This is a genomic window from Brevundimonas sp. (assembly GCF_044336875.1).
GTDB lineage: Bacteria > Pseudomonadota > Alphaproteobacteria > Caulobacterales > Caulobacteraceae > Brevundimonas.
Genome location: NZ_JBIIOP010000007.1, coordinates 22,316 through 42,626 on the forward strand (window position 1 = coordinate 22,316; position 20,311 = coordinate 42,626).

Genomic DNA, 20,311 nt, shown 5'->3' on the forward strand with positions numbered 1-20,311 from the left:
TCAGACCAGAAGGCGAGCGGCGGCTGCGCCGATGGCGGCGGGGAAGCCCAGTATCACCGTCGTCTGGACGACGCCGGTCAGGCCGTGGCCGTCGGTGCGTCCGAACACGAAAAGGGCGAACAGGCTGATCCCCAGGGCGATGGCGTATCCGGGCAGGGTGAAGTGGAAGAAGGCCTTTGCGGGATGGTCCGCCTCCTCCTGCCCTGCGAACCCGGCGTTGAACACGATCAGATGGAGCAGCAGCAGGGAGACGACGACCAGGGCCAGGACATGGATGGTCGTCGCCTTGTAGGCGATCAGGATCATTTCCTCGGTCGGGGCGACATTGAGGGCGAAAAACAGGGCGCCGGCCGCCATCAGAAAGAGCTCGCCGACATAGGAGGCGTGGTCTTCGTCGCCTTCGCCGCCGCCTTCGCCGCTTAGCTGCCGCCGCGCCAGCAGGGCGCCCATGGCGCCGGGGACGGCCTGCAGGGCGACCATGCCCAGAGCCTCGCGCGGCGGGGCGTCCCACTGGACCACGGCGAACAGGATCAGCAGGATCGAGGCGGTGATGAAACCCACGGCCAGGGCGACCGCCGTGTCCAGCACGTCATTCAAGACGCCCGTCCGCTTGGAGAAGCCGGCGTAATAGGCCAGGCCGTACAAAAGGGGCAGGCCCGCGGTCATGAACAGCAGCAGGCGCCACCGATCCATCGTCACGCCCTGAGTCCACATCTCCATGGTCATCAACAGAGGGATGTTGAACACCAGGGCGCCCGCGAACGCGCGGCCGAGGTCCCGCATATAGGCGCGTTCACGACGCGGATCGAAGAAGGCGGGAAGGGTCATCGCCACGCCAACGCTCAAGGTCGAGCTTTGGCTCCGGCGCCGCTTCCACCTCGTTCCTGACGCTGGAGCGGCGGGGCGCGGCCCGGGGGGAACGGGCGCCGGGGCGTCGAGTTGTCTCAGGGAACCCCCGGAGCCAAGGAGCCCACATGGCCGACCGTTTGAGTCTGCAGGATCCCCGCGATCAATACCCCAGGCCGCCCTTCCCGAAACAGCCGCAGTCCGCGCCCGGTCTGGCCGCAAGGATGGACCCCGAGCCGGATCACGGCGAGACCAGCTACAAGGGGTCGGACAGGCTGGCGGGGCGCAAGGCCCTGATCACGGGCGGCGATTCAGGCATCGGCCGGGCGGCGGCCATCGCCTATGCGCGTGAAGGCGCGGATGTCGCCATTTCCTATCTGGCGTCCGAGGAAAAGGACGCCGCCGAGGTCGTCGCCCTGATCGAGGCCGAGGGGCGCAAGGCCGTGGCCCTGCCGGGCGATGTGACCGATGAAGCCTGGTCGCGCGAACTGGTCGAGAAGGCCGTCGCCGGACTGGGCGGGTTGGACATTCTCGTCATCAACGCCGGGCGCCAGCAGTATCGGGAGACGATCGCCGAGGTCTCCAGCGAGGACTTCGACAAGACGCTGAAGACCAACCTCTACGCCCTGCACTGGATCGCCCAGGCGGCGGTTCCGCACCTGCCGCCCGGCGCTGCGGTGATCACCACGGCCTCGATCCAGGCCTATGATCCGTCCGCCATCCTGCTGGACTACGCCACCACCAAGGCCGGGATCGTGGCCTACACCAAGGCCCTGTCCAAACAGCTGATCGAGAAGGGCGTCCGCGCCAATGTGGTCGCACCCGGACCGTTCTGGACCGTCCTGCAGCCGTCGGGCGGCCAGCCGACCGAAAAGGTCGCCAAGTTCGGCGCGCAGAGCGCCTTCGGACGTCCCGGCCAGCCGGTCGAGATCGCGCCGGTCTATGTGCTGCTCGCCTCTCAGGAGGGCAGCTATATCACCGGCGAGGTGTTCGGGGTCACGGGCGGCGCCGGCGTCGCCTGATCGAGCGAGGGGCCGGTCGTCCAGCCGGCCCTTTTTCGCGACGCCGCCATCCAGAAGCTGCAGGCCAGGAAAACAGCCTCCTGCCGACCACGCCCGAGAACCACGCGATCGACAGCCGTGCTGGACCTGATGAAGCGCGACGCGGCCTGCGCCAGGCGCGCCGTGCGGAAAGATCCCGGCGCGACGGAGCGTCGTCGCGCCGGGAGCGCGGCGTCAGGCCGCTTCGGCCGTCAGCGAGGCCATGTCGATGACGAAGCGATAGCGGACGTCGGACTTTTCCATCCGGTCGAAGGCGTCGTTGATCTGATCCATGCGGATCGTCTCGCACTCGGGATGGATCGATTTGGACGCGCAGAAGTCGAGCATCTCCTGGGTCTCGGCGATGCCGCCGATGGGCGAGCCGGCGATGCGGCGACGGCCCAGCAGCAGGGGGGTGGTGCTCATCTCGTCCATGGGGCCGATCTGGCCCACGATCACCAGGGTGCCGTCCACGTCCAGCAGCGGGGTGTAGAGGTTCAGGTCATGCTTGACCGGCACGGTGTCGATGATCAGGTCGAAGCCCGAGCCTGCGCTCTTCATCGCCGTCTCGTCGGTCGAGATCAGCAGGGCGTGGGCGCCCAGGGCCTTGGCGTCGGCGGCCTTGTCGGGGCTGCGGCTGAGGACGGTGACATGGGCGCCGAGGCCGACGGCCAGCTTCACCGCCATATGGCCCAGGCCGCCCAGGCCGATCACGCCGACGCGGCTGCCGGGGCCGACGCCCCAGGTCTTGAGCGGCGAATAGGTGGTGATGCCGGCGCAGAGCAGGGGGGCGGCGCGGGACATGTCGAGCGCCTCCGGCACGGACAGGACGAACTCCTGGCGCACGACGATGGCCTTGGAATAGCCGCCGGCGGTCGCCTCGCCCGTGATCCGGTCCTGACCGTTGTAGGTGCCGGTATTGCCTTCGCGGCACAGCTGCTCCTCGCCTTTGGCGCACTGGTCGCACTTCTGGCAGCTGTCGACCATGCAGCCGACGCCGACGCGGTCGCCTTTCTTGAAGCGGGTCACGTCGGCGCCGACGGCGCTGACCACGCCGATGATCTCGTGGCCGGGCACCAGGGGATAGGACGACCAGCCCCAGTCGTTACGGGCGCTGTGCAGGTCCGAATGGCAGACGCCGCTGTAGAGGATGTCGATGGCGACGTCGTTGGCGCGCAGGTCGCGACGATCGAAATGGAAGGGGGCGAGCGGCGCCTCGGCGGACGCGGCGGCATAGCCGATGGTCTTCATGGTCAATATCCCGATGAGGTGAGGAGACCGGCGGGCCAGCGGCCGGCCGAAGTCACGATCAGACTAGTCTCTGTTTGATCTCCCGATTAGTGCGGCTTGCGCACATGGACCTATCGTGTCCGTTCATGAATGGAGCGGGTCTGGTCAGGGACCGCGATAGCGCAGGGCCTCGACCAGCAAGGCGAAGGCCGGGGTCGGCTGGCGGCGGCTGGGGTAATACAGGTGATAGCCGGGAAAGGGCGGGGACCAGTCCTCCAGCACGCGCACCAGCCGCCCGTCGTTCACATGGGCCGTCGTCTGGCCTTCCAGCAGGCAGGCCAGGCCGAACCCGGCGGTGGCGGCGGTGATGATCATCTGGGCGTCGTTGAAGGCCAGCTGGCCGTTGACCCGCGCCTTGACCTCGCGCCCGTCCTTCTCGAACTCCCAGGCATACAGACCCCCCAGGGTCGGCAGACGCAGGTTGATGCATCGGTGGTCGGTCAGGTCGTGCGGCGTCAGCGGCGCCGGGTGGTCGGCGAGATAGGACGGCGCGGCGACCACCGACATACGCACCTCCGGGCCGATGCGGACGGCGATCATGTCCTGAGCCACCTGCTCGCCCAGGCGGACCCCGGCGTCGAACCGTTCCGAGACGATGTCCGTCAGCCCCTGGTCGAAGCTCATGTCGACGTTGATGTCGGGATACTCCCGAAGCAGGGGCTCCAGCGCCGGCCACAGGATGGTCCGGGCCGCATGCTCGCCGGTCGTGATGCGGATATTGCCGGCCGGCTTCTCGCGCAATTCCGTCAGGGCGGACAGGCGGGCGTCGATCTCCTCGAAGGCCGGCTGCAGGGTTTCAAGCAGACGTTCGCCGGCCTCGGTCGGCGCCACGCTGCGGGTCGTGCGGGTCAGCAACCGGAGCCCGAGCCGCGTCTCCAGCCGCCGAACCGTATGGCTGAGCGCCGACTGCGACGTGCCCAGCCGACCGGCCGCCTTGGTGAAGCTGCGCGCCTCCGCCACCGCCATGAAGGCCGCCAGATCCCCCAGTTCTTCCCGTCGCACTCATGAACTCCCGATATAGGCCCTTGTCGATCATAGCGTCTAATAGGCAGGTGGCGCGCCGTCTATCTTGAAGACAGCCCGACGCCGAGACATCGAATCCATGCGCCGAATAGTCCTTGCCCTGCTGATCCTGGCCGCGCCTTCGGCCGTTCAGGCTCAGAGCCAGACCCAATGGAGCCCCGCCATGAACATCCAGCGCAGCGGTGAAAAGCCGTCGGCTGTTCCGCCCGCCGACTATTTCACCGGCACGGTGCGTCTCGACGCCCCCTTCCAGGCGCCGGCCCCTGCACGCGTCGGCGGTGCGACCGTCACCTTCGAACCCGGCGCGCGCACCAACTGGCACACCCATCCGCTGGGCCAGACCCTGATCGTCACGTCCGGCCTGGGCTGGGTTCAGCTGGAGGGCCAGCCGGTCCAGGAAATCCGGCCGGGCGACATCGTCTGGATCGCGCCGGGCGAACGCCACTGGCACGGCGCCACGGCGACGACCGCGATGAGCCATATCGCCATCGCCGAGTCCCAGGACGGCAAGGCCGTCGAATGGATGGAGCCCGTCACCGACGAACAGTTCCAGCCCGCCTCGCACTGACCTGCGAACACCTGCGGAGGCCGTGCCGCCGCAGACTATTGATGAGGAACGGATATGAAGACGCGCACGCTCGGAAACAGCGGCCTGAAGGTGTCGGCCATCGGCTTCGGCTGCATGGGGCTTAATTTCGGCTATGCGGCCGCCCTGGGCAAGGCCGAGAGCATCGCCCTGATCCGTCAGACGGTCGAGCGGGGCGAGACCTTCTTCGACACGGCGGAGGTCTATGGTCCCTATACCAACGAGGAGATCGTCGGCGAGGCGTTGAAGGACGTCCGCGACCAGGTGGTGATCGCCACCAAGTTCGGCTTCGCCTTCGCGGACGGCAAACAGACCGGCATCGACAGCCGGCCCGAGACCATCCGCGCGGCGGCCGAGGGTTCGCTGAAACGTCTCGGGATCGAGACGATCGACCTGCTCTATCAGCACCGGGTCGATCCCAATGTGCCGATCGAGGATGTGGCCGGGACGGTCAAGGATCTGATCGCGGAGGGCAAGGTCCGCCATTTCGGCCTGTCCGAACCGGGCGCCGCCACGGTGCGTCGCGCCCACGCGGTCCAGCCGGTCGCCGCCCTGCAGAACGAATATTCGATGTGGACGCGCGGGCCCGAGACCAACGGCATTCTGGAGGCCTGCGAGGAGTTGGGCATCGGCCTGGTGGCCTACAGTCCGCTGGGCAAGGGCTTCCTGACCGGGGCCATGAAGGGGGCGAAGATTCCCGAGGGTGACTTCCGCAAGCTGCTGCCGCGCTTCACCCCGGAAGCGATGGAGAAGAACCAGGCTCTGATCGACCGCATCACCCAGATCGCGGCGGACAGGCAGGCGACGCCGGCCCAGATCGCCCTGGCCTGGCTGCTGGCCCAGAAGCCTTGGATCGTGCCGATCCCCGGCACGACCAAACTGAGCCGTTTCGAGGAGAATATCGCCGCCGCCGACCTGGAGCTGACCGAGGCCGATATGGCCGCGATCGGCCAGGCCCTGACGGAGATCGACGTCGAGGGCGCCCGCTATCCCGAGCATCTGATGGCCACGGTCGGCCGCTGATCGATCGGCGCGGCCTCAGCGCGAGGCGAGCAGGGCCTTGCCGGCGACCGACTTGAGCTTGAGGTCCGGCGCCTCTGTGAAGACCAGATCCGAAACGCCGAAATACTCGACCTGATTGGTCGCGCACCAGTCGGTCGTCACGATACGCACCGGGGCGGCGTGTTCCTGTTCGAACGTCTGGGCGTACAGGAAGTCGCCGTTGCGCTGATCCAGCGGCATGGGACGGTCCTGATTGGCGCGACGCATGAACTGGGCCAGCCGGTCAGGCGTCACTTCGGCGACCATAAGCTTGCCGTCGAACCGCACCACAGCGTCGAAGTCGAAGCGCGAGACCGGTCCGTTCGCCAGGCTCGCGCCCAAGGTGGTGTGACCTATGAAACCGGCCTGGGCGCCCGTGGCCCGGGCCAGGGCGGCGGCGACGGCGCGACCGGTATCGCCCAGCGAGAGCGCCCGAGGCGAAACACCCAGGACGGTCGTTTCGTCGGCGGTCAGCGTGTCGTGCAGTGTGGCCGCGATCCGGTCCGCCACGTGGGCGGACGGCCTAGCCCCGGCCGACACCGGGATGGAGACGGCGTCACCGGCCCCGCCGAAGGTCAGGACGGTGTAGGCGCTGCTCCACGATCCGGTGTGGACATACAGGCTGCGGCCCTGGCGATGCTGGAACAGCAGGTGATTGTGCCCTCCTACCATATGGGCTCCGTCAGGCAGCAGGGGCAGGATGTCGCGATCGCCGGCGACGCCCGCGTGGCTCATGACCATCATCAGGTCGGCGCCCGCCAGGGCCTGGGTCAAGTTCGCACGGGCCCACGCGCCCGGCGGGGGAATGTCCAGCCTGGGGCGACTGGCCGCCGGATAGGTGTTCAGCGCGTCGGTGGCCACGCCGACGATCCTCAGCCGGCGTCGACCCAGCGCCAGGTCGGCGACGGCGGGGGCGAAGGAGCGGCCCGTACGGGCGTCGACGATGTTGGTGACAACCGTTGCACCCAGATCCCGCAGACGGGCGACCACCTCGGCCAGGTCGGGCGTGATGTCATTGTCGTGGTTGCCCAGGTTGACGACCGTCGGCGCGAGCTTTGGCAATTCGGCAAGGAAGGCCCAGTCGATCGCGCCGCCGGACCGGACCGCGACCACATTGCCGTGTTCGAAGACATCGCCGTTTACGGCGATGACGTGGGGCGTCGTTCCGGTCGCGACCTCGGCCTCCAGCGCGGCGAGCAATTGGCCGGTCCGGTCATAGGCGGAATGCAGGTCTGACATCGCCAGGACCCGCAAGGACGCGGTTTCGCGCCGCGCGGCCTCGATCGCGCGGGCCGGCGTCGCGGAGATCAGGGCCGTGGCGGCCATTCCGCCTAGCAGGCGCCGACGATGCAATGGAGAAGATGAAACGGACACGATTCGATGCATTTTCACCGTTCGCTTCCCTTCGCAATGGCTTGACGTCGGATTGGCGTCGGGAAACGCACGGTTTCGTGCGGTCTGTGGTCGCGTCGTGAAAAGTTCATCCAGAGTATCGCTTCTGCGATGGAGATTCGATGCGCTGAGGCCTAGGTCACGGCCGCCTTCCAGCCTTCGGGAATATTCCACACATGACACGCCGCCTCACCGCCCTCGCCGTTTCGGCCAGCAGCCTCGCGCTCCTCCTCGCGGCGCCGGCCATGGCGCAGTCGGTCGCCACCGCTCAGGACGCCGCGGCCGTCGACGAGATCGTCGTCACCGCGCAGCGCCGCAGCGAGAACATCCGCGACGTGCCCTTCGCTGTCACCGCCCTGAACACCCAGACCCTGACCGAAATCTCAGCCGGCGGCGCCGACATCCTGTCGCTTTCGGGACGGGCGCCCAGCCTGCAGGTCGAAAGCTCTAACGGTCGCTACGCGCCGCGCTTCTACATCCGCGGCCTCGGCAACGTGGACTTCGACTTCACCGCCTCGCAGCCGGTCTCGGTGGTGATGGACGACGTGGTGCTGGAGAGCGTCTACCTGAAGGGCTTCCCGATGTTCGACGTGCAGCAGCTCGAAGTGCTGCGCGGTCCGCAAGGCACCCTGTTCGGCCGCAACACCCCGGCCGGCGTGGTCAAGATCGACACGGTTAAGCCGTCGGACGAATTTACCGGTTTCGGCTCGGTTACCTACGGCAACCTGGGTTCGACCCGTGCAGAGGCGGCGGTCACCATGCCGGCCGCCGACACCCTGCAGGTTCGCGGCGCCATCCTCTGGAATCACCGCGACGACTGGGTCAACAACGCCTACAATCCGTCCTTCGCCGACGCCAACGATGACGACCTGGGCGGCTTCGACGACATCGCCGCCCGTCTCCACGTGGCCTGGCAGCCGACCGACCGCCTGTCGACCCTGCTGACCCTGCAGGCCCGCGACTATGAAGGCACCGGCACGATGAACCGCGCCAACGCCCTGACCACCGGCTCGAACGAGCTGAACGGCAATTTCGACCGCGACACCGTCTATTATGACGGCGGCCGCAACAACTTCCAGAAGCAGAAGACGACCTCCGAGTCGCTGAAAGTGGCCTATGACTTCGGTCCCGCCACCCTGACCGGCGTCGTCGCCTCGTATCAGGGGTCGTCCTCGGGCGACGGCGACATCGACGGCGGCGTGGCCTCGGCCCCGACCGGCACGCCCTACAAGACGCCGTTCAACTCCGAGACCGGCACCCTGGACAGCGACCTGCAGCAATACACCTACGAACTGCGCCTGGCCTCGAACGGCGAAGGCCGCCTGGGCTGGCAGGTCGGCGCCTTCTACTGGGACGAGCGGTTCAACCTGGTCTCGGGCACCTTCAACGGCACCGGCAATCCGGCCCCTACGCGCGTGACCGACATCGTGCAGAAGTCGGATTCCTGGTCGGTCTTCGGTCAGGGCAGCTACAGGCTGACCGAGGCCCTGAAGGTGACGGCGGGCGTCCGCTACACCGACGACAGCCGCGACTACAACGGCCGTATCGTGCTGGGCGCGGGCGCGGGCGGCACGGGCGCGATCTCGGTGGGCGACGAGAAAATCAGCTGGGACGTCAGCGCCCTGTATCAGGTCAACGATGACCTGAACCTGTTCGCCCGCGTGGCCAGCGGCTATCGCGGTCCGTCGATCCAGGGCCGCAACCTGCCGGTCCTGACCACGGCCGATTCCGAGACCGTCATGTCTTACGAAGCCGGCTTCAAGGGCCGCCTGTGGGACGGTCGCGCTCGCGTGAACGGCGCGGCCTATGTCTATGAAGTCAGCGACATGCAGTTCACCGCCATCGGCGGCGCTGACAACTCCAACCGTCTGATCAACGCCGACAAGGGCGAGGGCTACGGCCTGGAGCTGGACGGCGACGTCTATCTGGGCGCGGGCTTCAGCCTGGCGGCCGGCGCCTCGTGGAACCACACCGAGATCAAGGACAGCGACCTGCTGGTCGCCATCTGCGGCTCGGCCTGCACCGTCACCGATCCGATCGTCACCGTGGGCACGACGCGTCGCGCCAACATCGACGGCAATCCCTTCCCGCAGGCGCCGGAATACACCGCCAATCTGACGCTGAACTACGTGCGTTCGATGGGCAATGACACCGAACTGTTCGCTTCGACCGACTGGGTCATGCAGAAAGACTTCAACCTGTTCCTCTATGAATCGGTCGAATTCATGCAGGACACGGCTTTCGAGGGCGGTCTGCGCGCCGGCTGGCGTAACCTGGCCTCCGGCCTCGAAGCGGCGGCCTATGTCCGCAACCTCACCGATGAGGAAAACGTCATCGGCGCCATCGACTTCAACAACCTGACCGCCTTCGTCAACGAACCCCGCACCTACGGCGTTCAACTGACCAGGCGCTTTTAAGGTCCGTATGGGCCTGACAGGACGGCCGTCGCGGGCGACTGCGGCGGCCGTCTTGCGTGGCGGGGCGGAAAGCCTGTTCCGTTTTTCCGCTGCAAGAGGCCGATCCTGCCTGCTATGACGGTTGCAACAGCAATAACGTCACAGGGAATCTCAGGTATGGTGCGCGACATTCGCCACTTCATCGACGGCGCGGCCTTCGATGGCGCGTCGGGTCGTTTCGGCGACGTCTTCAATCCCAACACCGGCGAGGTCCAGGCCCGCGTCCAACTGGCCAGCGTCGGCGAGGTCGATCGCGCAGTCCAGGCGGCGCAGAACGCCTTCGACGGCTGGGCCAGCACCAATCCGCAGCGCCGCGCCCGCGTCATGTTCGACTTCAAGCGTCTGGTCGAGGCGCGGATGGACGAACTGGCCGAGCTGCTGTCCAGCGAACACGGCAAGGTCATCGCCGACTCGAAGGGCGACATCCAGCGCGGGCTGGAGGTTATCGAGTTCGCCTGCGGCATCCCCCACGCCCTGAAGGGCGAATACACGCAAGGGGCCGGCCCCGGCATCGACGTCTATTCGATGCGCCAGCCGCTGGGCGTTGTGGCGGGCGTCACCCCGTTCAACTTCCCCGGCATGATCCCGATGTGGATGTTCGGCGTGGCCATCGCGGTGGGTAACACCTTCGTGCTGAAGCCGTCCGAGCGGGATCCGTCCCTGCCGGTGCGCCTGGGCGAACTGATGTTGGAGGCCGGGGCGCCGAACGGGGTGCTGAACGTGGTGCACGGCGACAAGACCGCCGTCGACGCCATTCTGACCCATCCGCTGGTCCACGCCGTCAGCTTCGTCGGCTCGTCCGACATCGCCCACTATGTCTATCAGACCGGCGCCGCCAACCATAAGCGGGTCCAGGCCATGGGCGGGGCCAAAAACCACGGCATCGTCCTGCCCGACGCCGACATGGCCCAGGTGGTCAAGGATCTGACCGGCGCCGCCTTCGGCTCGGCCGGGGAACGCTGCATGGCCCTGCCGGTCGTGGTGCCGGTCGGCAAGAAGACCGCCGACGAGCTGCGCGAGCGTCTGGTGGCGGAGATCCCGTCCCTGAAGGTCGGCGTTTCCACCGACGCCGAGGCCCATTACGGCCCGGTGGTGACCCAGACCCACCGCGAGCGGGTGCTGGGCTGGATCGACAAGGGGGTGCAGGAAGGCGCCGAACTGGTCGTCGACGGGCGGGAGTTCAGCCTGCAGGGACACGAGAAGGGATACTTCATCGGTCCGTCGCTGTTCGACCATGTGACGCCGGACATGTCGGCCTATCAGGAAGAGATCTTCGGTCCGGTTCTGCAGATCGTCCGTGCAGAGACGTTCGAGGAGGCCCTGGCCCTGCCGTCGAACCATCAGTACGGCAACGGCGTCGCCATCTTCACCCAGAACGGCCGTGCGGCCCGCGATTTCGCGGCGCGGGTCAATGTCGGCATGGTCGGGATAAACGTGCCGATCCCGGTGCCGGTCGCCTATCACACCTTCGGCGGCTGGAAGCGCTCGGCCTTCGGCGACATCAACCAGCACGGCATGGAGGGCGTCCGCTTCTGGACCAAGACCAAGACCGTGACGGCCCGCTGGCCTGACAGCGCGCTGGAGCACGCCGACAGTTCGTTCGTCATTCCGACCATGCGCTGAGGTCGGCATGGACTTTCAGCTGAACGACGACCAGCGCGCCATCCAGGACGCGGCGCGCGCCTTTGCGGAGGCCGAACTGGCCCCGCATTCGGCCAAGTGGGACGAGGAGAAGCATTTCCCCGTCGCCACGATGAAGGCGGCGGCCGAGATGGGCTTTTGCGGCATCTACACCGGCGAAGAGCATGGCGGCCTTGCCCTGGGCCGGGTCGAGGCCGCGGTGATCTTCGAAGAACTGGCGCGCGGCGACGTGGCGACGGCGGCCTTTCTGTCGATCCATAATATGGCGACCTGGATGATCGACCGGTTCGGCTCGGACGAGTTGCGCGGCCGGTTCATCGCCGATCTGGTCAGGATGGGGCGGCCCTCAAGCAGCGAAGCGGTAGGGGGGCAAACATGTATCGCCTCCTACTGCCTGACCGAGCCGGGGTCGGGTTCGGACGCGGCGGCGCTGCGGACCACGGCGGTCCGCGACGGCGACCATTATGTGCTGAACGGCTCCAAGGCCTTCATCTCCGGCGCGGGGACCAGCGACCTCTATGTCGTCATGGTCCGCACGGGCGGGGAGGGGGCGAAGGGGGTGTCGGCCGTCGTCGTCGAGGCCGGAACGCCCGGCCTGTCGTTCGGCGCGCAGGAGAAGAAGATGGGCTGGAACGCCCAGCCGACCGCCATCGTCCAGTTCGACGACTGCCGCGTTCCCGTCGCCAATCTGTTGGGCGAAGAGGGGGCGGGGTTCCGTTATGCGATGGCCGGTCTGGACGGCGGACGGCTGAACATCGCCGCCTGTTCGCTGGGCGGGGCGCGGCTGGCGCTGGAGACGGCCCAGGACTATGTCGCCACGCGCAAACAGTTCGGCAAGCCGGTCGGCGACTTCCAGAACACCCAGTTCAAACTGGCCGACATGGCCACCGATCTGGAGGCGGCGCGGCTGATGGTGTTGCGCGGCGCCTGGGCCATCGACACCGACCATCCGGAAAAGACCAAATGGTGCGCCATGGCCAAGCGTCTGGCCACCGACGCCTGTTTCCAGATCGCCGACGAGGCCCTGCAACTGCACGGCGGCTACGGCTATCTGAAGGACTATCCGCTGGAACGGATCGTGCGCGACCTGCGGGTCCACCGCATCCTGGAAGGCACGAACGAGATCATGCGCGTCATCGTGGCGCGGGAGTTGACTAGAGCATGACCACTGAATCCGAGATCATCGCCCGCATCGAGAACGGGGTGGGACGGATCACCCTGAATCGGCCCAAGGCGATCCACGCCCTGACGCACGGGATGTGCGAGGCGATGATGGCGGCGCTGGCGGACTGGAGTTCGAATCCCTCCGTCTCCTCCATATTGATCGACCATGCGGGCGAGCGGGGCTTCTGCGCCGGGGGCGACATCCGGATGATCGCCGAGAGCGGCGCCGGCGACGGCGTGGACGCGCGCGCCTTCTTCCTGGCCGAGTATCGGCTGAACGACCTGCTGTTCCACTATCCCAAGCCGGTGACGGCCGTCGTCGACGGCATCGTCATGGGCGGGGGCGTCGGGATTTCCGAGCCGGCCGATGTGCGGATCGCCACCGAACGGACCACCTTCGCCATGCCGGAAACGGGCATCGGCCTCTATCCCGAGGTCGGGGCCGGCTGGTTCCTGCCGCGCCTGCCGGGCCAGACCGGGACCGGGACCTGGATCGGGCTGACGGGCGCGCGGTTGAAGGCGGCGGATACGGTGGCTCTGGGCCTGCACACCCACTTCGTGCCCAGCGAGGGCGTCGAGGCGCTGAGGGCCGATCTGCTGGCCGAACCCGCCGACCCGGAAGCGGTCGCGGCGCGGCACGCCAGGGACGCCGGGCCTGCGCCGCTTGCGCCCCATCGCGAGGCCATTGATCGGCTGTTCGCCTTCGACACGGTCGAGCAGATCTTCGCGGCTCTGGAGGCCGACGGATCGGACTGGGCCCTGGCCCAGTTGGCGACGATGAAGACCAAGTCGCCGACCTCGCTGAAGGTGACGCTGCGCCATATTCGCGAAGGGGCCAAGGCCGCCTCGTTCGGCGCCAATATGGCCGTCGAATACGCGCTCAGCGGCCGGATCGGCTCGACCCACGACTTCCAGGAAGGCGTGCGCGCGGTGATCGTGGACAAGGACAACGCCCCGCAATGGTCCCCGGCGGACCTGTCGGGCGTTCAGGCGGCGACGCTGGACGCCCTGTTCGCGCCGCTGCCGGATGACGAGAAATGGACGCCCTTCGTCAGATAGGGGCGCCGAACAAAGGGAGAGAGACAATGACGAAGATCGCCTTCATCGGCCTGGGAAACATGGGCGGCGGCATGGCGGCCAATCAGGCGAAGGCCGGCCATGCGGTCGCCGCCTTCGACCTGAGCGCGGCGGCGCTGGACAGGGCCGGGGCCGCCGGCTGCGCGCCGGTCGGATCGGTGATCGAGGCCGTGCGCGACGCCGAGGTGGTGATCACCATGCTGCCCGCCGGCCCCCATGTGCTGAAGATCTATTCGGAACAGATCATCGGCGCGGCGCCCAGCAGCGCCCTGCTGATCGACTGTTCGACCATAGATGTGGAGACGGCGCGCAAGGTGGCGGGGCTGGCCAAGGCGGCGGGCTACGCCTTCGCCGATGCGCCTGTGTCGGGCGGCACGGCGGCGGCCGATGCGGGCACATTGGCCTTCATGGTCGGCTGCGACGAGGGCGACTTCGCCCGCGTCGAGGCGGCGCTGGATCCGATGAGCCGGATCACCATCCGCGCCGGCGACCACGGGGCGGGGCAGGCGGCCAAGATCTGCAACAACATGCTGCTCGGGATCAGCATGATCGGCACGTGCGAAGCCGTGGCCCTGGCCGAGAAGCTGGGTCTGGACCCGGAGCGGTTCTTCGAGATCGCCTCCAAATCCTCGGGCCAGTGCTGGAGCGTCAGCAGCTATTATCCCTGGCCCGGCCCGGTGCCGACCGCCCCGTCGAACCGCGACTATCAGGGCGGGTTCGCCACGGCCATGATGCTGAAGGATCTGAAACTGGCCCAGGACGCGGCGGCCAAGGCCGGCGCCTCGACGCCCCTGGGCGCCCAGGCCGAGGCCCTCTACGCCCTGTTCGACGGTCTGGGGCATGGCGGACGCGACTTCTCGGCCCTGCTGCAGATGTTGCGCGGACAGTTGAAGGCTCTGGACGAAACATCGGTCTGAGGCATGGCGTCGGCGGGCGGACTTCCCTTATTAGGGACGCTCTCTCGCCTTTCAGTCTCGGACCGTCCCGCCCCATGATCGCATCGCCGCCCCGGATCGGAGGCCTGGACGTCGAAGCCTGGGGCGATCCCGAGGATCCGGTCGTCCTGCTGGTCGGGGCGCCCGAGCGTCTGTCGGCGGACTGGAAACGGTCGGTGCGGGCCCTGGTCGAGGCCGGGCGTCACGTCCTGCTGACGCGCGGCGGCGAGGACGAGTTCGCCCTGCGTCAGGCCCTGGTCGAGATGTCGTCGCGGCCCGCCATCCTGTGCGCGGCCGAGGCCCTGCCGGTCGTGGCGCCCGCCTTGGCCGTCACCGGCCCGGCCCTGGCCAGTTGCCTGATCGTGGTCGGAGAGGCCTCGGCGGACGCCCTGGCGGCGCTGAACGGCCTGCCGGTCCTGATCGTAGCGCGCGACGCCGAAGACGAAACCATAGACGCCGCTCAGGTCGGTTTCCTGGAGGAGCAGGCGCCGCGCGAGGCCCTGCATTATCAGGCGGGCTCCGACCCCCGCACCCTGCGCGACGCCCTGGGCTGTTTCGCGACCGGGGTGACGGTGGTGACGACCACGGACGAGGAGGGACGGCCCGTCGGCCTGACCGCCAACTCCTTCTCCTCGGTGTCGCTGGATCCGCCGCTGATCCTGTTCTGCCTGGCGCGCAGCTCGTCCAATCTGGAGCGGTTCCGCCAGGCCGAGCATTTCGCCATCAATGTCCTGCACATCGGCCAGCAGCCGATGTCGGGCGCCTTCGCCCGCTCGAACGCCGAGCGGTTCGAGGGCGTGGTCTGGGAGGCCTGGGAGACGGGCGCGCCCATCCTGTCCGGCTCCCTGGCCAGTTTCGAATGCGCCACCCATCAGGTGGTCGAGGCCGGGGACCATCTGGTCTTCATCGGCCGGGTGACCCGCGCCCGGTTCGAACCGCGCCGCGACCCGCTGCTCTATTTCCGCGGACGATACCGGCGGCTGCACTTCGCCTGATCGCTGGATCACCTGATAGACGGGGGGCGCGCCGGTTCACATTCTGGACCCGGATGGCTATCTCTTGCGCCAAACAAGAGGAAACCCGTCCATGTCCGATCCCGTCGTCATCGTCTCCTACGCCCGCACGCCCATGGGCGGCTTTCAGGGCGTCCTGTCCGACGCCAAGGCGACCGATCTGGGGGCTGCGGCGGTAAAGGCGGCGCTGGATCGGGCGGGCCTGTCGCCGGACAGGGTCGAGCAAATTATCATGGGCTGCGTCCTGCCCGCCGGTCTGGGCCAGGCGCCGGCGCGTCAGGCGGGCATGGGGGCGGGCCTGCCGATCTCGACCGAGGCGACGACGATCAACAAGATGTGCGGCTCGGGGATGCAGGCGGCCATGATGGCGCGCGACGCCCTGCTGGCCGGCTCGGCCGAGGTGATCGTGGCGGGCGGCATGGAGTCGATGACCAACGCCCCCTATCTGATGCAGAAGCACCGGGGCGGCGCCCGGATCGGCCACGATGTCATCTCCGACAGCCTGTACCTGGACGGGCTGGAAGACGCCTACGAACCCGGCAAGCTGATGGGCCAGTTCGCCGAGGACACGGCCAAGGCCTATCAGTTCACCCGCGAACAGCAGGACGCCTACGCCGTCGCCAGCGCCGAACGGGCCAAGGCGGCCCAGACCTCGGGCGGCTTCGACGCCGAGATCGCCCCGGTCGAGGTCAAGACGCGCAAGGGCGTGGTAACGGTCGACCGTGACGAACAGCCGACGAAATCCGATCCGTCCAAGATTCCCAATCTGCGTCCCGCCTTCGGCAAGGACGGCACCATCACCGCCGCCTCGGCCGCCTCGATCTCGGACGGCGCCGCCGCCCTGGTGATGATGCGCCAGTCGACGGCGGACGCCCTGGGTCTGACGCCGGTCGCCCGCGTGGTCAGCCAGGCCGCCCACGCCCACGAACCCAGCCTGTTCACCACCGCGCCGGTCTTCGCCCTCAGGAAGGCGCTGGAGAAGGCGGGCTGGGCCGCCGACGCGGTCGATCTGTGGGAGGTCAACGAGGCCTTCGCCATCGTGCCGATGATCGCCATGCAGGAGCTTGGAATCCCGCACGACAAGATCAACGTCAACGGCGGCGCCTGCGCCCTGGGTCATCCGCTGGGCGCGTCCGGCGCGCGGGTCCTGACCACGCTTCTGTCGGCCCTGAAGGCGCGCGGCGAGACCCGGGGCATGGCCGCCCTGTGCATCGGCGGCGGCGAGGCGACGGCGATGGCGGTCGAGCTGATCTAGGCCGCGAAAGCGGCCTTCATCGGCTGAACGGTCTGCGCCGGGCGCTTCACCGGCAGGTCGAAGCTGACGACCGTGCCTATGCCCGGTTCGCTCTCCATCACCAGCTGGCCGCCGTGCATCTCGATCAGCGACTTGGTCAGGGCAAGGCCCAGGCCGGTCCCTTGCGTGGTCTTGGAATGCTGTCCCTCGACCTGTTCAAAGGGTTGGGCCAGGCGAGCCAGATCCTTGGCGGCGATGCCGATGCCGGTGTCCGTGCAGGCGATGCGGACCCGGTCCTCGCCCGCCGCACCCTTGAATGGGCGAACCGACAGGGTGATGGCGCCGCCGTCGGGCGTGAACTTCACCGCGTTGGAGATCAGATTCAGCATGATCTGTTTCACGCCGCGATGATCGGCCTCGATGTCGGGCAGGTCGTCGGCCTCGATCGACAGGGTCAGGCCTGAATCCTGGGCCTTGCCGCGCATCAGGCGCACCGCGTCCTCGCACAGCTCGCGCAGCGACACCGCCTCGTAGTGCAGGGTCATCTTGCCGGCCTCGATCTTGGCCATGTCGAGGATGTCGTTGATCAGGCTGAGCAGGTGCTGGCCCGACTTCAGGATGTCGCCGGCATAGCCCTTGTACTTTTCACCCACGGGACCGAACAATTCGGCGGCCATGATCTCCGAGAAGCCGTTGATGGCGTTCAGCGGGGTGCGCAGCTCGTGGCTCATATTGGCCAGGAACTCGGACTTGGCCTGGTTGGCGGCCTCGGCCCGGGTCATGGCGATCTCGTATTTGCGCGCCAGCTGGGACAGCATTTCCTGGCTGGATTCCAGTTGAACGACGGTGCGGCTCAGATCCTCGACGGCGCGACGGCGCTCGGCCTCCTCGCGCTTGATGGCGGTGATGTCGGCGGCGGTGACGACGGAGCCGCCTTCCGAGGTGAATCTTTCGGCCAGCTGCAGCCAGCGTCCGTCGTGCAGTTCGACCTCGCGCAGACCGGCGCGGCCGTCGGTCGGCGCGTGCTCGGCCTTGATGGCCAGGGCGGCGATCCGGTTCAGATCGTCCTTCAGCGCGCCCCGCCGCACGACGCCGTGCTCGAAACCGAAGGCGTCCTCGAACCCCTGGTTCCACAGGATCAGCCGTCCCTGGCGGTCGAACAGGACGAAGGCGTCCGAGATGCTCTCGACCCCGTCGCGCAGCCGGCTTTCGGCGGCCTGGGCGGCGGCCTTGGCGCGGCGGGCCTCGGTGATGTCCAGGGCCACGCCCAGTATGGCTGAAAAGCCGGTGTCGCCGCGTTCGCCGCGCGCCTGGCCGCGCGCGTCGATCCAGCGTGTGCGGCCCTCTTCTCCCGGCACGGGGAAGGTCACCTCGAAGGCGCCATAGGACGAGGCCTGGCGCAGGGCGTGGCGCACCTCCTCGCGGAACCGCGGATGGACGCGGTTCATGACGTCCTCGGCCGGCACGACGCCGCCGCCCTGGAAGCCGAGCAGGGTGGCCATATAGTCGGACAGGGTGACTTCTTCGCCCTCCAGGTCCCATTCCCAGACGCCGCAGCGCGCGGCCTCGACGGCGATGCGGAAGCGTTTCTCGGACGAGGCCCATTCACGACGGGCGCGGGCGCGGCGCGCGCCCTGCAGCAGGAACAGGACCAGGGCGCCCAGGCCCACCACCAGCGGGGCGCCCAGGACCCAGGCCTCGTCCAGCAGGGCGGCGACGCCGCCGGGCGGTCCCGCCTCGACAGCCACGACATAGGGGCCGGCCGGCGCGATCGGGGCGGCGACGACGGAGCGTTCGCCTTGCGCCGTTGCGACGCTCTGCGGCCGATCCATGGAAGCCAGGGCCTCGGGGGTCAGGGCGTCGGGGGGCACGCCGACGACCGTCTGGGCCGTCCGGCCGATCTCGTCGGCGCGCGACGAGGCCAGGACGACGCCGGCGGAAGACACGATCCGCATCGCCTGGTCTTCCGGCAGGGGAGGCGCGATCCGCGCCTCCAGCCGCCGTCCCGAGGCGTCGGCGCCCGGCACGACCAGGACGCCCTCGCCCTGGGTCGCCAGGACGGCGCCGTCGGCGGCGATGACGGCGAAACCGACGTCGGGCGCGACGCGGCGGGCGGCTTCGACCGCAGCTATGGGTTCGGCGTTCTGGCGCAGGGCGGCGGAGCCGGCGTCCAGGCCCGCGCGGGCGGACCGCATCAGGACGGCGGTCTGGCTGGCGGCGAGGCGCGCGTTCAGCGTCAGGTTCTCGTCGCGCAGGATGTGGGTCTCACGCGCGGGCCGCCCCGCCTCGCGCGACAGCAGCAGGGCGTAGCCGGCCATGCCCAACGCCAGGGTCAACACGCCGATGCGCAACCAGGCCGGGGCGCCGGAGGCGCGGTCGGTGGCGCGTCGCCCCCGCCGATCTTCCCGCCGCTCCTGGCCCCGCAAGGCGTTCTCCCACACAAATCAGCTATCGGGGGAATCTAGGCTGCGTCGCGGATTCCTGTCGAGGCTTGGTTAATGCTTTCTGAAGCTCAGGCGGCCGCGGCTGGGGATGGAAGACGCGCCGGGGCCGTTTCCAGCACATTGGTGACGGCCTGAAGCGTGTCGCGGGCCTGGCGCGCCAGGGCCAGGACGGCCGGAGGGGCGTCGTCCGGGCTTTCCGCCACCAGCTCCATCAGGTCGTCGGCGATCTGCATCAGCTTGGGCGCGGCGGCGATCAGCCGCGCCTGGAACTCGATACGCTGGGGATCGCGGTCGTATTCGGCGCCGGGCACGCGCCAACCGCCCCAGTCGGCGGCGTCGGTGACCACGACCGGATAGGTGCCGGGGAAGGGATGGTGCAGGCAGTCCTCTTCGGTCTGCCACTTGTTGCGGGCCCGCAGCAGGCGCCAGGCCCCCATGTCGGCGCCGGCCGGATCCTCGGCGGCCAGCATCAGTTCGGCGGCGGTGAACTCGCGGCCCAGGCCGACGTCATAGGTGACGCGCACGGGTTCGTCGAAACCCTTGGCCCAGACCGGCTGGACCTTTTCGACGGTCGCCCAGGCGCCGACGCATTCGACCCAGACCTTCTGACCCTTCTGGAACTGCGCGCGCGCCATCCACCCTCTCCGACCATTTCAAGGCAGGATGAACGACGAGCGTTAGCGGCCCGTGAGGGCAAAGGGTTAACGCGAGATGCTCTCCAGCGTCTCGCCGGCGTATTTCTCCTTCACCCGGGTCGACAGGTCGCCCAGCGAGATCACGCCCACGATCCGGCCATGCTTGTCGACCACGGGGGCGCGGCGGATCTGACGCGAACCCATCAGGTCCAGCACCGACTTCAGATCATCGGTGTCCAGAACCGTCTGCGGGTCGCGGGTGATGTATTCGACGACCGGGGCGGTCGGCGCGCCGCCGCCGGCGACGGCGCGCACGACGATGTCGCGGTCGGTGATCGTACCGATCAGCTGGTCGCCGTCGGCGACGGGCACGAAGCCGAAGCCGCCCTTGGCCATGCGGGCGGAAACCTCCTGGATGGTGTCGCCGGGGCGGGCCAGATGCACGTCCCTGGTCATTACGTCGCGGATCTTCATGGCGGGTCTCCTCGCGTTTG

The 20,311-nt window shown here is 68.2% G+C and carries 17 protein-coding genes; 10 read left to right on the forward strand and 7 right to left on the reverse strand.

Annotated elements, in window-relative coordinates; genetic code table 11:
* Window positions 1-828 carry a TIGR02587 family membrane protein gene (locus ACIQ1T_RS10445; RefSeq protein WP_395944607.1) on the reverse strand — a complete coding sequence of 276 codons (828 nt, stop codon included), beginning with the start codon at window positions 826-828 and terminating at the stop codon, window positions 1-3.
* Window positions 829-974: 146 nt separating this feature from the next.
* On the opposite strand from ACIQ1T_RS10445, the gene ACIQ1T_RS10450 reads away from it, so the two are divergent.
* A complete protein-coding gene (locus ACIQ1T_RS10450; protein ID WP_395944483.1) occupies window positions 975-1,868 on the forward strand; it encodes an SDR family oxidoreductase in 894 nt (297 codons plus the stop codon).
* Between the two features lie 213 nt (window positions 1,869-2,081).
* On the opposite strand, the gene ACIQ1T_RS10455 is transcribed toward ACIQ1T_RS10450, so the two are convergent.
* Both ACIQ1T_RS10455 and ACIQ1T_RS10460 read right to left on the reverse strand, forming a co-directional pair.
* Window positions 2,082-3,143: an NAD(P)-dependent alcohol dehydrogenase gene (locus ACIQ1T_RS10455; RefSeq protein ID WP_395944484.1), complete on the reverse strand. Its 1,062-nt coding sequence runs from the start codon at window positions 3,141-3,143 to the stop codon at window positions 2,082-2,084.
* Window positions 3,144-3,281: 138 nt separating this feature from the next.
* Window positions 3,282-4,178 (reverse strand): LysR family transcriptional regulator, encoded by an 897-nt coding sequence (locus tag ACIQ1T_RS10460; RefSeq protein ID WP_395944485.1) that lies wholly within the window; start codon window positions 4,176-4,178, stop codon window positions 3,282-3,284.
* Between the two features lie 100 nt (window positions 4,179-4,278).
* On the opposite strand from ACIQ1T_RS10460, the gene ACIQ1T_RS10465 reads away from it, so the two are divergent.
* Window positions 4,279-4,767, forward strand: a complete 489-nt coding sequence (locus tag ACIQ1T_RS10465) for a cupin domain-containing protein (RefSeq protein ID WP_395944486.1) — start codon at window positions 4,279-4,281, stop codon at window positions 4,765-4,767.
* Between the two features lie 54 nt (window positions 4,768-4,821).
* Window positions 4,822-5,808 carry an aldo/keto reductase gene (locus ACIQ1T_RS10470; RefSeq protein ID WP_395944487.1) on the forward strand — a complete coding sequence of 329 codons (987 nt, stop codon included), beginning with the start codon at window positions 4,822-4,824 and terminating at the stop codon, window positions 5,806-5,808.
* Window positions 5,809-5,823: 15 nt separating this feature from the next.
* On the opposite strand, the gene ACIQ1T_RS10475 is transcribed toward ACIQ1T_RS10470, so the two are convergent.
* A complete protein-coding gene (locus ACIQ1T_RS10475) occupies window positions 5,824-7,152 on the reverse strand; it encodes a metallophosphoesterase (protein WP_395944488.1) in 1,329 nt (442 codons plus the stop codon).
* Between the two features lie 242 nt (window positions 7,153-7,394).
* On the opposite strand from ACIQ1T_RS10475, the gene ACIQ1T_RS10480 reads away from it, so the two are divergent.
* From ACIQ1T_RS10480 to ACIQ1T_RS10510, 7 genes are all read left to right on the forward strand, one after another.
* A complete protein-coding gene (locus ACIQ1T_RS10480) occupies window positions 7,395-9,635 on the forward strand; it encodes a TonB-dependent receptor (RefSeq protein WP_395944489.1) in 2,241 nt (746 codons plus the stop codon).
* Window positions 9,636-9,794: 159 nt separating this feature from the next.
* Entirely contained in the window at window positions 9,795-11,297 is a 1,503-nt protein-coding gene (locus ACIQ1T_RS10485; RefSeq protein ID WP_395944608.1) for a CoA-acylating methylmalonate-semialdehyde dehydrogenase, read from the forward strand.
* A 7-nt stretch (window positions 11,298-11,304) separates the two neighbouring features.
* Window positions 11,305-12,480, forward strand: a complete 1,176-nt coding sequence (locus tag ACIQ1T_RS10490) for an acyl-CoA dehydrogenase family protein (RefSeq protein ID WP_395944490.1) — start codon at window positions 11,305-11,307, stop codon at window positions 12,478-12,480.
* Window positions 12,477-13,538, forward strand: a complete 1,062-nt coding sequence (locus ACIQ1T_RS10495; protein WP_395944491.1) for an enoyl-CoA hydratase/isomerase family protein — start codon at window positions 12,477-12,479, stop codon at window positions 13,536-13,538. Before ACIQ1T_RS10490 ends, ACIQ1T_RS10495 begins: the two co-directional genes overlap by 4 nt.
* Before the next feature lie 26 nt (window positions 13,539-13,564).
* Window positions 13,565-14,473 (forward strand): 3-hydroxyisobutyrate dehydrogenase, encoded by a 909-nt coding sequence (gene mmsB, locus ACIQ1T_RS10500; protein WP_395944492.1) that lies wholly within the window; start codon window positions 13,565-13,567, stop codon window positions 14,471-14,473.
* 74 nt (window positions 14,474-14,547) lie between these two features.
* On the forward strand, window positions 14,548-15,486 hold the full coding sequence (locus ACIQ1T_RS10505; RefSeq protein ID WP_395944493.1) for a flavin reductase family protein: 939 nt from the start codon (window positions 14,548-14,550) through the stop codon (window positions 15,484-15,486).
* A 91-nt stretch (window positions 15,487-15,577) separates the two neighbouring features.
* The gene (locus ACIQ1T_RS10510) at window positions 15,578-16,759 is read left to right on the forward strand and encodes an acetyl-CoA C-acyltransferase (protein WP_395944494.1); all 1,182 of its coding nucleotides are present in this window, start codon (window positions 15,578-15,580) and stop codon (window positions 16,757-16,759) included.
* Here ACIQ1T_RS10510 and ACIQ1T_RS10515 read toward each other — a convergent pair.
* The 3 genes from ACIQ1T_RS10515 to ACIQ1T_RS10525 all read right to left on the reverse strand — a co-directional run bounded on the left by ACIQ1T_RS10515 (window position 16,756) and on the right by ACIQ1T_RS10525 (window position 20,291).
* Window positions 16,756-19,164, reverse strand: a complete 2,409-nt coding sequence (locus ACIQ1T_RS10515; RefSeq protein ID WP_395944495.1) for an ATP-binding protein — start codon at window positions 19,162-19,164, stop codon at window positions 16,756-16,758. The two genes, ACIQ1T_RS10510 and ACIQ1T_RS10515, sit on opposite strands and share 4 nt — an antisense overlap.
* An 86-nt stretch (window positions 19,165-19,250) precedes the next feature.
* Complete coding sequence (locus ACIQ1T_RS10520) at window positions 19,251-19,817, reverse strand: hypothetical protein (protein WP_395944496.1); 567 nt, start codon at window positions 19,815-19,817, stop codon at window positions 19,251-19,253.
* A 66-nt stretch (window positions 19,818-19,883) separates the two neighbouring features.
* Window positions 19,884-20,291 carry a CBS domain-containing protein gene (locus tag ACIQ1T_RS10525; RefSeq protein WP_395944497.1) on the reverse strand — a complete coding sequence of 136 codons (408 nt, stop codon included), beginning with the start codon at window positions 20,289-20,291 and terminating at the stop codon, window positions 19,884-19,886.
* Between the last annotated feature and the right edge of the window lie 20 nt (window positions 20,292-20,311).